Raw genomic sequence first — 12,676 nt, 5'->3', positions numbered from 1 at the left:
GCAAAACCTCATTTTACGGGACAATAATCAACGCATCGTCCACAACTCAGGCAATTTGTTCGATCGGGTTCATAATCATTTCGTCGGCGGTAAGACGATAAATTCACCAAAACCAGTCCAACGACCAGCCCCATGAATGCACCGGCAATCCATCCTCCCCAATAAAATTGACTTTTAATTTTTTGTGCATCTACCACCAGCTCGTCCATCGTCTTTCCTTTTTGCATGAATGTGCGGGCATCAATATTTTCCTGATTAAAGCGGATATCGGGATTCTGGACCAGCATTTCAGCCAAATAAACTGTTTTATTGAATTTTGCCAACGTACCGTGTAGCATCGAACCGGAAAGCCCGCCGATCCCCATCCATATTGGAATGAGAATCAAGTAGGTCATCAATCGGTTTACATTTGAACGGCGTTTACCCTCTTCCAATAGTGGTTCTTCTATTGCTCCAAACGGACACGAGTTGGAACAAAGTTTACATTGAATGCAGGTCGAAGGCGTGATTGTGACGTGCTTTTTTGAGAACGAAGACATCCATCCCAACAATACGCCATATGGACAAAAAAAGCGACAATACGGGCGGGCTACAAATACGCCTACTAGAAGGAAAAGTCCACCCAGCAGTAACATCTGGAAGGTTCCGTCGAAGCGAAAGAAACCAACAAAGGGATCGTAGCGACAAATCAAAAACTCGGATCTGGTTGCCGCATAAAGTACTGCCAGCGATAAATAGACATATGGAATCAGTCCCAAGACTTTCTGCAACCAACGCGGCAATTCAATGGGTTTAAAAGCAACCAAATCCTGAATGGCCCCCAGCGGGCAAACACCTGCACAAAAGGTTCGGCCAGCGAAGAGCGCGGTTATCAACGGAATCAGGAAAAATAAGAGTGCCGTCAGAGGCAAAGTATAAGTAGGATCGAAGATCGCCAAAGCAACATTCTGAATACTTCCGATAGCACAGATGCAGCCCTCGCGGTAAAATCCGAAGTACAACAATGAGAATACTGATGTCCACAGCACGCCTTGACGCGAACGCTTCTTCAGTAAAAACCAGGATACCAAAATCAGTGCACCAATCAAGACAATTACATCCAGATATTCGAGAAACAATGCCCGTGGTAATGGTTGCTGGGTTGGCGGCTGCACATAACCGGTTTCGAATTCAGGTTTTGGAAATCGCTGCTGTTGTGCAAAGCTTGTAACCGCCAGGCAGATGAAAAAAATCAACAGGGTTAGTTTTATTAGTCTCTTTTTCATGGGCTCTATCCGGTTGGGCTTTGTTTTTTCTTATCCTGGTCTTTGGTCCACTCTCCTTTTATCAGGTATGGCTGAGAAGTCGGTACCCGCTGAAAGGCATCTGCGGGACAAACCCGTGCGATAGAACATTCATTGCAATTCACACATACATTGTGACGCACCTGCAAATGCAACGATCCATTTCCGAAAGCGGTACAACCTTCCACACAAATGCCACAGCCAATGCATAATTTCTCTTCTATTTCGTATTCAAAATAAGGCTCTTCAACGAACTTCCGACGTATAGCCGAGGTTGGGCACAATTGGTTCTCCGCCGCTGTTGACCGGGCATTCGCATTGGGTTTGAGGTAACCACCACACAGGTCGCAGTACCCGCAAAGATCGAAAGCATGCACGCATTTTACAGCCGAAGGGGTCATGACGCAATAATCGGCACACCGACCACAAGCCACGCACTTAAATGGATCGAGCTGCCAAACCGTATCATCGGCATGAACACGAAAAGCCACCAATCCACCAACTGCAGCGAGTCCTATCCCCATCGACAGCCGCATACTCTTTTGAATGAATTCGCGCCGGCTGGTTCGACTATTTTGTTGTTTATCCTTTTTCATTTTTCCTGTTTCCTATCGCTTGGTCTAAATCACAAGAAGCATATTTTGTGCAAGCCTTGCAGGTTTTATTTTCGGTGCAAGTCCAGTCAATTCTGTTTTTGCTGGCTAAAAGCACTACTCCACCAGCCATCGCTGTCAAAATTCCAACACGTGCCGATTGTCTTAGAAATTCTCTTCGTTTCATAGTTCCTTGTTTTTGGCTTCAAAAAAGCGAATCTGTTTCCGGTTGAAATCCAGCAAAACAATCCTTCCTTGATTATCAACACAAACGTCCGGCGCCAAACTGTATTCATCAAACTGATCGGGTGCAGCGACCACTCCCTGATATTCTCCGTGCTGGTCGTAAACCTTCACCCGCACAATTCCTTTTTCGCTGGTGATGAATTTATCCTGAGTGGCGATACACATATGAGCCGGATTGCAACAGCCACTGAAACCCGCTGTATTGGCGGACGATTTTGACCAGTAAGTGCGCAAACTTCCATCGACATTGAAGTTAATCAAACTGTGTGTTCCCGGATTTACAGCCCAGAGAAAGCCATCCTCACTCAACGCAACATCAAAATACGGGCTTGGAACAGTAAACCCTTCCAGGCCTTTCTGCTCATCCCGTTCTCCCAATTTTTGCTTCAACTCCCCCAACTTTGAAAATTGATAAACGACCCGATTACCGGCATCTGCAGCAAAAACTGATTGATCATCTACGGCCAAAGATGTTAGCACTGAGCGAGGACCTAAATCAGCCCATTCCTTTAGGACATCCCCATCCTTGTTTAAATTGATAATCCTGTTTTTTAAGGCTAACCAAATCGACTGATTGACAGCAATGGCAGTTGCCGGTACCGAAAGTTGAAATGACTTCAATATTTGACCTTCCTGATTGACTAGCAACAAAGTACTGTCGGCCACGACGTACATGGTATCGCTAAATATTGACAACGCATAAGCCTCGTTGATATTCAATTGGATCGCTTTTGTTTCCGCATATAAAATTTCTTCCGGGTTAACCTGTGCAAATTGTTTCAAATCCAGCTCATAGGGATTTTCCAACTGCTTTCCCTGTCGGTTGACTACAAAATCTCGTCCAATGATAAACGCAATGGCCAGCGCTGAAACGATTAGAATAATATTGATTAACGTTCGTTTTTTCATAGTCTTCTATTCACTGATATCCAAACAAAACATGGTTTTCGAATCGCGTAAAAGCAGCAAACCATCTGAGATGGACAAAGGAGCCCACGCATCATGCCCATCGAACAGCTTCTTGTGCGCCAACTGGATGTACTGATTGGGATCCGGCTTGATCATAGTCAGCGTTCCATCATCACTCAAAATGTACATTTTGCCATCAGCAATCAGGTAAGGTCCCAATCCGAACCGGCTGACCTTCCCTGAAGTCCACCGAATTTTTTGCACATCATCGGGGCTCACACAAACCAATTGATTCCGGTATGCACCGCCATCCTTGGGTAGAATGCCATATACAAAACCGTTGTAGTACACCGGCGTTTGTTGCTCACAAGCCAGTCCGTCTTTCGGTTTGTACTCCGCTAAAACATCAACTTGGTAGCTATCTCCTGTCGGAATTACTTTGATCATCATCCCTCCTGCACCATAACCTGCCGTCAGAAAAATCCGACCATCAGGAAAAATTAAAGGAGAAGGAGCAACCACCGAAAAACGCCATTCATTGGAATACCAACGTACTGTTCCTTCGTCGTCACCACTGGCCGATATGCCACAAATACCACCATTCGCACTGTACACATACATTTTTTCACCGTTTAAAGTCATCGGCATGATCGACGAATGCGACATGTTATACTGAAGGTCGTTCGGGCATTCCCAAATTTTTTCTCCGGTCTGCAAATCAACAGCGATCATCAGTTTACTTCCGGCCGGAGCCAGAATGACCTTGTTGCCATCGATCAAGGGACATTGGGCTGTGTACCACTGCGGAATGACTGAACCGTATTCTTTCACCATATCAATTCCCCATAAGTAATCGCCGGTTTTACGGTCAACACACATGACCTGACAGCGAGGACCGATGGTAACGACATAATCGTCAGTAACGGCCGGAACGGTGCGTGACATGCCATGATTCCGTTTCACATGGATGCCGTAGGAACGCCGCCATATTTCCTTTCCATCCAATAGAGAAAAGCAGCGTAACGCATCTTCACGGGATTCTTCATCGTAGTCCATTACATAAACCAAACCTTTGTAAATTGCAGCGCCGGCGTGCCCTTCGCCTAATTCGACCGACCATTTTATCTCCGGCTCACCGGCATCCCAATTGTCTTTCAAATGCTGTTTTTCGCTAACGATATTATCGAAGTTCTCGCCCCGAAAACGCGGCCATGTACCGACAAAACTGGATTCACTGGCTTTTCCAAACAGCTGGAACTTTTCACCGATTTTAATGATTTCTTCAATGAGGTTGCCTTTTTGCCGGTTATCTTTTCCCGGAACGCTAACGGCTAAATCTTTCACCGGATCGGTCGTAAACCAATACACAAAACCTGCCAATCCGACCAGGATCGCCAACAACAGAATTATATGGACCGGATTCTTTTTCACCTATTCTTTAATTTCATAAACCTGCAGTACATCGCCGTGACGCAGGAAAAGTTTGCCATCGTTAATAAAAGGATGAGCCCAATGCGGACCACTCCCCTTTTTTACCTGAAAACTGCTTACGACCTCAAATTTTTCCGGATCAGGTTTTACCAATGCCACCGTTCCTCGTTGTTCCTCGTAGATGTAAAGCATGCTATCGGCAAACACAATGGCTCCTTTGGTATTCCAAGGCTCGTTATAAGATATTTCACCGGTCTCCCAATTTTTGCACAACCAGTTCCCTTTGCGGTTATTTTCCCAGTTCGAACCGTATATGTAACCATCCAACTCAATTAGACCATGATGGTGATTGTCGAAAATGGTGTCGGTGTATAATTCTTCAAAACCTGTCCGGTCGTCATTTACCCTTAGCATCTTAGCCGGGTAATCGTACCCCATTGAGAGGAAGATCTCATCACCTTTAATCAGTGGAATATTTGTCCAAATCAGCCCCGGTTGATCCGACCATTTATCATGTTCGTAGTACTGGTAATTCATTTTGACAGTACCATCCAGCGGATCAATCACAAGTAAATTTGTAGCTGTTTCAGCCAAAATATATTGCTGCCCGTCTAAATTGAATGTCGTTGGTGAAGCATAGGCACGCTGTCCGCCGATACTGCCTGTTTCCCAAACCATCTCTCCCGTCAGTTTATTGAAAGCGACGACAGAGGTTTTCTTTCCACCGGGCGTACAAATTACCAAATCGCCCACGATCAGCGGCGATTCTGACACTCCCCAAATATGCCAATCGGCTTCAAAGTCACGGTCAACGTTTTGTTTCCAAATAATTTCACCGGTTTCAGCATTCAAACAGACTAATTCCCCGATTCCACTAATCAGATAGACTCGGTCGTCTTCAATTGTCGGTGTGCTTCGGGTGTCGGCAAACGATTTTTTCCAGGACTCACCATAGGCGACCTGCCATTGTTGTTCACCGTCAAAATCGATACAGGTCAGGCAATCCAGGGTGTCAATCATTCCCGAGGCGTAAATATATTTCCCATTTGAAATGACAGAAGAATAGCCTTTCCCTATTCCTTCCATTTCGAGTAATAGTTTCGGTCCTTCAGCCGGCCATGCTTTCATCAAACCTGTTTCCGGGAATTTTCCATCGCGCGAAGGCCCACGAAACTGGTAAATTTGTGCATTTGATAATAAGCAAGTTGCGACAAAAAACGACAGGGCTATTATTTTTCTCATTGATTCAGTTAGTTTTGTTAAGTTTTAAAAATCGGTCTAAACCGAAATTTTGTATGCGATCAAAGAATTTCCGTGTCGCACGTATAAAATATCATTGTATACCACCGGATGTGCCCAGTGTTGTGCCGTTCCAAATTCAACTTTTGCTTTTGAAATGATTTCAAAGTCACTTGGATTTGGATTGACCAACGCTAATTCTCCTCGCTCGGAATAGATTATAAATTTATCGCCTGCCATGATGATCACACCATTTCCCAAAGCTGAGGATTGCCATTTCTCTTCACCGGTTTTCCAATCCAGACAATACCATCCCCGACTTTTGTGACCTGATCCGTAAATAAAACCATCGACGATCTCAGCACCTCCCATTTGGTTGTCCATCTTTTCAGTGCTCCAAACTTTGGTCACGGCTGAGCCATCAGCATTCAAGTGCAATCGTACGCATCCTTGCCCGTAACCGCTAAAACAGAGCAAATCACCATCCTGTAAGATTGGCGTATTGGGATGAATGTTATATTGATTCGGATGCGGGTAGGTCCATAAAACTTTTCCATCCCTCGTATCAACTGCGACAATATCATCAGACATGTGAGTTACCAGGATTTGTCGGCCTTCAACTTGAACCAATTTGGGGGTACAATAAGCTGAAAGCTTGCCATTCCCTGAACTTTTCCAAATCAAATCGCCACTTATGCGGTTAAAAGCGACCAAATTAAAGTCCTTTCCACCCGGTGTGAAATACAATTGATCACCATCAACAACTATCGATTCGGTAAAACCGAAACGTAAGTTCTCAGAGCCAAAGTCTTCACTTAAGTTCTTGCTCCAAAGTCGCTTTCCTGTTTCTAAATTGACACAGATTAATTCTCCGTATCCGGTAGAAATGTATGCCAAATCACCAACTATTGTTGGTGTTGCGCGGGACCCGGGATAGCTCACTTCGAATTCGGTTCCATATTCTACTTTCTTGATCAGCTGACCCGATTCATTCAAAATAGAAATATACCCCAAACTGTTTGCCATTCCGGCGATATAAATTTTGCCATTTGCAAAAACCGGAGAAGAAAAACCATCGCCGAGTTCATCGAAATGCCAAATCACTTCCGGTCCTGTTTCCAGCCATTGCGCGATTAAATTAGGTGCTGGATATTTTGCTTCAGAGTTTGCTCCTCTCCATTGCGTTGCCTGCTGGGCATAGATATGTACGAATAGAAAGCAGCTTAAAAACAGAGAAAGAATATTTTTTTTCATCGTGTTAAGTTGATTTATGGTACTCAAATTTATCAATACTCGATCAGATTCGAGAATTAGAAGCTTAATTTAACAAGCTTCTAAATAGTTGGAAATATTAACAAATTCAAAGTTGACATTAATCAACTAGCAGCAAGCAAAATAAAGCACCAAAAAGCCAATTCAAGGGGATGGTATTATTTAGAAAGGCCGATAATTTTGAACTCGGTTCTGCGGTTTTGCGACCTCCCTTCGGCGGTATCATTGCCGGCTACCGGCACGGAATAACCATAACCTTTATATGCCAGGCGAAAGTCATCTATTCCGGCCTCAATTAAATACTGAGAAACTGCTTTGGCTCTGTTTTCCGAAAGAATCAAATTATAATCCTCTGCGCCAACGTGGTCGGTGTGTCCTCCAATTTCAATTGAAACACTGGGGTTTTGTTTCATGAACACAATCAATTGATTCAGTTCTGCTTGTGACTGATTGAGCAATTCATAGGAATCGGTTTCAAAGAAAATATTGCGCAAAACGGTCGAGTTCCCAACTTCGAGCGGATTTAAGCCAATTTCGAGATGAGTCGGATCTGTTATCTGTCGAACTTCCTTCAACGAGAAATTCTCTGAAAAGAATAAATAGCCGGTCTTTGAAACGTTGAATGCATATTCCCTGCCCAATGGCAAACACACCAAAAATTCGCCATTCGCGGCATTGGACTCTGTGCGGGACACGACCTGGTCCTTTTCCAAATCAATTAATTCAACGACCGTTTGCAGCGCTCTTCCCGTTAACTTGTCGTACACAGTACCTTTCACATAAGAAACCGGAGTCGGTTGCGCCTCTTCATTCAACTTAAAGCGATAAATATCAACGCCTTTTGAACCTGGACGGTCAGAAGAATAGTAAGCATTGTTTCCTGCAGCATCCACGATCATTCCTTGTTCGTCTTTACTGGAATTTATCGGGTAGCCTAGGTTAACAGGAGTTGTCCAAACGCTGTCATTTTTAAGTCGGGTGATAAACAGGTCGTTTCCTCCCAGGCCCGGCCAATTATCGGAGGCAAAATACAAAGTAACGCCATCGGCATGTACAAAAGGTGACATTTCGTTGCCTGTTGTATTCACTGAATCACCAAGATTTTCAAGCTTTCCCCAAACCGGATGCCCATGCAAATTGAAACCGTCCAAACGACAGCGCCAAATATCCATCCCTCCGTTTCCACCTTTTCTGTTACTTACAAAATAGAGGTATTCGCCATTTGCAGAAACTGAAGGTTGCGATTCCCAGGCGCCGCTATTTACCGGAGCTCCTGCGTTTTGTGGTTTTGTCCAGGAGCCATTTAACTGCCGGGTGAAATAAATATCGCAACTGCCGTATCCCTGAGGTTGATTACACGCTGTGAAAAAGATCAATTTCCCGTCGGCAGAAACACTTTGGGCCCCCTCATTCTGATTGGTATTAATCGATAATAACGGCTGTGCTTCCAGCCATTCGTCGGTTTGTCGCACCGATTCATAAAAATCTTCCTGGTAACGTGGCATCAACTCATTGGTTTGATTTCCACACGGCACCAACCGGGTAAAAATCAATGTTTTCCCATCGATAGTTAAGGAAGGCCAATATTCATCTAGATCAGTATTCACTGCATCACCCATATTTTCAGCATGAAACGGGACTTCGTTTTTCATCAATTCCGCTGCAAATCTACAGTCGCTATTACGTTTTTCTGTTTTTGAAGCCAGTTTCCCAGCCAAACCAGTTGTTAAAAAATTTTGATAGGCTTCTGAAGCCTGCGAATATTTACCAATGCGGTAATAAGCATTTCCCAATACGTAGTAGGCTTTTGGGAACTTAGAGGAATCTATTGCAATTGCTTGCTGAAGCGCATCAATTTGAAGATCTGTGGAATCTATTTCATTATAAATATCGGCGGCCAGCAAATAGGTGTCAACAAAACTAGGATCCTGCCGAATCGCATCATTCAGTTTATCCAAAGCTTTCTGGTTTTGCCGGTTGCTGTAATAGGTTTTTGCTTCATTGAACAATTTTAGAGCCTTCTTATCCTGTGCAAATCCGGTAAGCTGAATGATTAAAATCGCACTCACCAACAAAACAACTTTACTTATCCAAGTAAGTTTGATGAGAATATTCATGTTTCGTTTGTGGGGGGCTATTTTCACGGTTAAAATTTCACATGCACTCAACAAATATAAACAACCGTGTTTGTCTTTGGTCCATTTATGTTTAAAAAGATGAATAGAAACAACAGGAATTGGTATTTTTACCGCAAAAAGTGACAACAAATACGGTATCAGTTTTTCATTTCAATCCCACCTGCGAAATTGCTATTGCCAATGGTTCGCCCTACTATGTCCCGCCTAATTTGCTGCAGAAATTCGAAGCAGACTTAGCTCCATTAATGTTCGTCGTCGCGAAAGAAAGCGATATTGTCATTTGTGAAACGATCCCGGGTTCTGGCTTTGTTGATCAGCTAAGAAAAACAGGATTATCTGCTCCTACTTTCATGACAAAAGCGGAGGTACAACAATATGCCTCAGATCATCCAAAGATGCTGTTCGATTTCAAGCCATGGGGAAAAAGCCCGGTGGCAGCTCATTTATTTAAGTTTTTGAACTCCGACCTCAATGGATGGGATGAGAAGCAGAAAGGTTTGTTTGAACGAAAGGCTTCAGCCACATTTTTGTCTGAATTTCTGAAAGGAAATACGATTGCAGAAATCGGAGGGACCGAGATCGTTCCTCAGATTGTGACTACCGAATTGGAAATTGAAGAACTCCTGATAAAGAAACGGCCAATCGTGGTGAAAGCTCCTTTAAGTTCGTCGGGGCGGGGACTACTCGTACTGCGCAAGGATAAGCTAAATGAAGCGAACCGACAATGGATTAAAGGAGTTTTGGAACAGCAGGGATACCTGAGTGCAGAACCTTGGTTGAATAAACAAGCTGACCTTTCTTTTCAATTTGAGATTAGACAAAACGGTGACGTTTTCTATTTGGGATCCAGTTTTTTTTCCTGCAACAGTAATGGGCAATACACCGGTCATTTTTTGAACTTCAGCAATGACAAGAAGCCACCAATCTCAACGAATATTTTGGAAGAAGCAGGATCGAAACTAGGCGAAGAGCTTGCCAAATCGGCATTTTGCGAAAGCCATCGGGGAATATTAGGCATTGATGCCATCGTTTATTTAGACGAAAATCACCAACTCAAACTTCATCCGTGCCTTGAAATTAATCCGCGATTTACGATGGGTTATTTCAGTCAAATGATTGAGCAAAGAATTCATCAGGATGCCCACGGAGTCTTTAAGATTGTTTTTCACCCCAAAGGAGATTACAATGAGTTTGCTGAAAATAGGGCAAAAAAAAATCCGCCACTGTTAGCTGACGGTTACGTTAAAAAGGGCTTTATTGCGTTGACCCCTTACAATTCAGAGACCAGATTCGGAGCCTTTGCTGAATTATTTTAAATGCTTTTGGATCGCGTTCATTAAGGTTCTTAACCGGACAGGTTTCGCAATGAAGTCGTCACACCCAGCTTCGTAACTTTTTGATTCTTCACCAGATAAAATGAAGGCACTTTGAACAATGATTGGAATAGCAGGATTCATTATTTTGATCTGCCTCGTTGCCTCAAAACCATCCATCTCCGGCATATTAAGATCCATCAATACCAACTCAATGCCCGGTTCTGATTTAAATACAGAAACTGCTTCGACGCCGTTTTTAGCCCACAAGCTAGTTGCGTTACATTGCCCCAAAGCCGTCTGATAATAATAACGGCTCGTGTCATTATCTTCTACAATCAGAATTTTCTTCCCTGTAAGATCTAATTCAGTTGTTACCATGCGTTAAATAAGCTAAGAATAGTATAGTCAAACTTCTTTAAAGTTAAGGTTTCTTTTAATAACAGCATCCAGTTCTATTGGTTTAAAAGGTTTGCCAAGATGATCATTCATGCCACTTTTCATGAATAATCGAATATCATCGCTGTACTTATTAGCGGTCATTGCAATAATCGGGATTGGTGTTTCAACACCGTTTTGTTGTTCAATTCGCCTGATTTCGCGAGTTGCTTCTACCCCATCCATGCCTGGCATTTGAACATCCATCAAGATGATGTCAAAATTGTTTCGTTGAAACAGATCTACCGCTTCAATTCCATTACGAGCCAAAACCGTTTTATGTCCCAACTTTCGGATACACAACATCGACACTTTGGCATTAATTTCATTGTCTTCCGCCAATAAAATGTTCAACGGTTCTTCACTCGATAAAATAAAAGCGTTCGGATTTTCCGGCCTTTTCCCTGAAACGACAGGATCAAAAACAGCGGTAAACCAAAACAACGAGCCTTTTTCGAGCTCGCTTTCGACCCCTATTTCTCCCTTCATCATATGGGTCAATCGCTTGCATATTGCCAAGCCCAGACCTGTTCCTCCAAACTTTCGTGTTGTTGAAGTATCGGCCTGTGTGAATGACTTAAACAATTTACTTTGATTTTGCAAAGAAATGCCAATTCCGGAGTCTTCAACCTCAAAACGTAACTTATAATTATTATTAATAATCCCTTCGAGACTTACATTAAGTTTGACAAATCCTTTATTGGTGAATTTAATCGCATTGTTCAATAAATTAATTAAGATTTGCTTTAGCCGAAGTGGATCGCCAGTTATCAGTACGGGAACAGAATCGCTTACCGACACGGAAAAATCAAGTTTGCTTTGTTTGATTTTATAGGCCAGCAATTTCCGAACATTCTCTATCTCGTGCCGAATATTAAAGGTTATATTTTCAAACGAAATTTGACCAGCTTCAATTTTGGAAAAATCAAGAATATCGTTGATGATCATCAACAACGTTTCCCCCGATATTTCAATGATGTCCAGATATTCGCGTTGTTCGTCATCCAGTTTTGTTTGCTTCATGATATCAACCATGCCGACAATCCCGTTTAACGGAGTGCGAATTTCATGGGACATATTAGCCAGGAATAACGATTTCGCATTGGCCGCCTTCTCTGCGATTTCCTTCGATTTTTTCAACTCGTTTTGAACCCTTCGCAAAGCCAAATGGAGCTCAATTCGAATAATGAGCTCTTCATATTTAACGGGTTTTTGAACGTAGTCGAACTCGCCTGGTCGAAACATTTTTAACAAGCGGTCTTCATCTTTTGCCGGAGTAATAAAAATTAGAGGGACGCCTGGAGTTTGAACTTCTTTTTGAATCTTTCGACTAATCTCAATCCCGTTTTTATCCGATATCTCAACATCCAGGATAATCAGGTCAAATTTTTCACGGGTAGACTTTAAAACAGCAGCTTGAGTACTATTCATCCAAACAGGCAAATAGCCTCGACTAATTAATACAGATCTTAATTGATCCGTATTCCCCATTGTATCAGAAACAATTAAAATTGTAGGAGAATGTTTTTGTTCTGCCATTCGCGAAAAACATAAAATTAGCTAATGCACTAAAAATCGAGTTCCCAAACTGAAATATTATTTGCTAAAACTCGATTTACAAGTTAACTTTTTTTTTAATTTCTAAAAGCAAAAACAAGATGATTATTTTCAATAATATATCGGCCCAACCTCTTGAAAAATCAACCTTAAAATGGAATCGACCTTTGAATTTAAGCTTCTTTTGAAACAAACATAAGCATTTCAAATAATATTGTCAATGTAAAAGGGCATTAGTATTCAACAGATATGCATAT

Annotated in this window: 11 protein-coding genes; 1 reads left to right on the top strand and 10 read right to left on the bottom strand. The window is 42.6% G+C overall.

All coding sequences use genetic code 11. From position 1 onward, the window contains the following. Positions 1 to 8 precede the first annotated feature (8 nt). The 8 genes from GJV22_RS08445 to GJV22_RS08410 all read right to left on the bottom strand — a co-directional run bounded on the left by GJV22_RS08445 (position 9) and on the right by GJV22_RS08410 (position 9,090). Positions 9 to 1,265: a 4Fe-4S binding protein gene (locus GJV22_RS08445; RefSeq protein WP_163711628.1), complete on the bottom strand. Its 1,257-nt coding sequence runs from the start codon at positions 1,263 to 1,265 to the stop codon at positions 9 to 11. 5 nt (positions 1,266 to 1,270) lie between these two features. Continuing rightward, positions 1,271 to 1,879, bottom strand: a complete 609-nt coding sequence (locus GJV22_RS08440) for a 4Fe-4S dicluster domain-containing protein (RefSeq protein ID WP_163711626.1) — start codon at positions 1,877 to 1,879, stop codon at positions 1,271 to 1,273. Continuing rightward, positions 1,866 to 2,063, bottom strand: coding sequence for a hypothetical protein (locus GJV22_RS08435; protein WP_163711622.1), 198 nt, complete (start codon positions 2,061 to 2,063; stop codon positions 1,866 to 1,868). Before GJV22_RS08435 ends, GJV22_RS08440 begins: the two co-directional genes overlap by 14 nt. Then, complete coding sequence (locus tag GJV22_RS08430; RefSeq protein WP_163711618.1) at positions 2,060 to 3,031, bottom strand: NHL repeat-containing protein; 972 nt, start codon at positions 3,029 to 3,031, stop codon at positions 2,060 to 2,062. Before GJV22_RS08430 ends, GJV22_RS08435 begins: the two co-directional genes overlap by 4 nt. A gap of 6 nt (positions 3,032 to 3,037) precedes the next feature. Further along, positions 3,038 to 4,462, bottom strand: a complete 1,425-nt coding sequence (locus GJV22_RS08425; protein ID WP_163711615.1) for an outer membrane protein assembly factor BamB family protein — start codon at positions 4,460 to 4,462, stop codon at positions 3,038 to 3,040. Further along, positions 4,463 to 5,704: a PQQ-binding-like beta-propeller repeat protein gene (locus GJV22_RS08420; protein ID WP_163711612.1), complete on the bottom strand. Its 1,242-nt coding sequence runs from the start codon at positions 5,702 to 5,704 to the stop codon at positions 4,463 to 4,465. Positions 5,705 to 5,740: 36 nt separating this feature from the next. After that, positions 5,741 to 6,955, bottom strand: a complete 1,215-nt coding sequence (locus tag GJV22_RS08415) for an outer membrane protein assembly factor BamB family protein (RefSeq protein WP_163711610.1) — start codon at positions 6,953 to 6,955, stop codon at positions 5,741 to 5,743. A 176-nt stretch (positions 6,956 to 7,131) separates the two neighbouring features. Beyond that, positions 7,132 to 9,090 (bottom strand): OmpA family protein, encoded by a 1,959-nt coding sequence (locus GJV22_RS08410; RefSeq protein WP_163711608.1) that lies wholly within the window; start codon positions 9,088 to 9,090, stop codon positions 7,132 to 7,134. A 140-nt stretch (positions 9,091 to 9,230) separates the two neighbouring features. On the opposite strand from GJV22_RS08410, the gene GJV22_RS08405 reads away from it, so the two are divergent. Continuing rightward, complete coding sequence (locus GJV22_RS08405; protein ID WP_163711606.1) at positions 9,231 to 10,427, top strand: hypothetical protein; 1,197 nt, start codon at positions 9,231 to 9,233, stop codon at positions 10,425 to 10,427. Here the strand turns inward: GJV22_RS08405 and GJV22_RS08400 are convergent. Both GJV22_RS08400 and GJV22_RS08395 read right to left on the bottom strand, forming a co-directional pair. After that, positions 10,419 to 10,805, bottom strand: coding sequence for a response regulator (locus tag GJV22_RS08400; RefSeq protein ID WP_163711605.1), 387 nt, complete (start codon positions 10,803 to 10,805; stop codon positions 10,419 to 10,421). The two genes, GJV22_RS08405 and GJV22_RS08400, sit on opposite strands and share 9 nt — an antisense overlap. Positions 10,806 to 10,832: 27 nt before the next feature. Then, complete coding sequence (locus GJV22_RS08395) at positions 10,833 to 12,401, bottom strand: response regulator (RefSeq protein WP_163711603.1); 1,569 nt, start codon at positions 12,399 to 12,401, stop codon at positions 10,833 to 10,835. Positions 12,402 to 12,676 lie beyond the last annotated feature (275 nt).

This window comes from Mangrovibacterium lignilyticum (assembly GCF_010882175.1).
GTDB lineage: Bacteria > Bacteroidota > Bacteroidia > Bacteroidales > Prolixibacteraceae > Mangrovibacterium > Mangrovibacterium lignilyticum.
Note: the sequence above shows the minus strand (reverse complement) of the source record. Positions and strands in the feature narration are given on the sequence as shown.

Bases quoted from the DNA above. Each gene is read 5' to 3' on its own strand.
- GJV22_RS08445 (WP_163711628.1), bottom strand. From the start codon at position 1,265: ATGAAAAAGAGACTAATAAAACTAACCCTGTTGATTTTTTTCATCTGC.
- GJV22_RS08440 (WP_163711626.1), bottom strand. From the start codon at position 1,879: ATGAAAAAGGATAAACAACAAAATAGTCGAACCAGCCGGCGCGAATTC.
- GJV22_RS08435 (WP_163711622.1), bottom strand. From the start codon at position 2,063: ATGAAACGAAGAGAATTTCTAAGACAATCGGCACGTGTTGGAATTTTG.
- GJV22_RS08430 (WP_163711618.1), bottom strand. From the start codon at position 3,031: ATGAAAAAACGAACGTTAATCAATATTATTCTAATCGTTTCAGCGCTG.
- GJV22_RS08420 (WP_163711612.1), bottom strand. From the start codon at position 5,704: ATGAGAAAAATAATAGCCCTGTCGTTTTTTGTCGCAACTTGCTTATTA.
- GJV22_RS08415 (WP_163711610.1), bottom strand. From the start codon at position 6,955: ATGAAAAAAAATATTCTTTCTCTGTTTTTAAGCTGCTTTCTATTCGTA.
- GJV22_RS08410 (WP_163711608.1), bottom strand. From the start codon at position 9,090: ATGAATATTCTCATCAAACTTACTTGGATAAGTAAAGTTGTTTTGTTG.
- GJV22_RS08400 (WP_163711605.1), bottom strand. From the start codon at position 10,805: ATGGTAACAACTGAATTAGATCTTACAGGGAAGAAAATTCTGATTGTA.
- GJV22_RS08395 (WP_163711603.1), bottom strand. From the start codon at position 12,401: ATGGCAGAACAAAAACATTCTCCTACAATTTTAATTGTTTCTGATACA.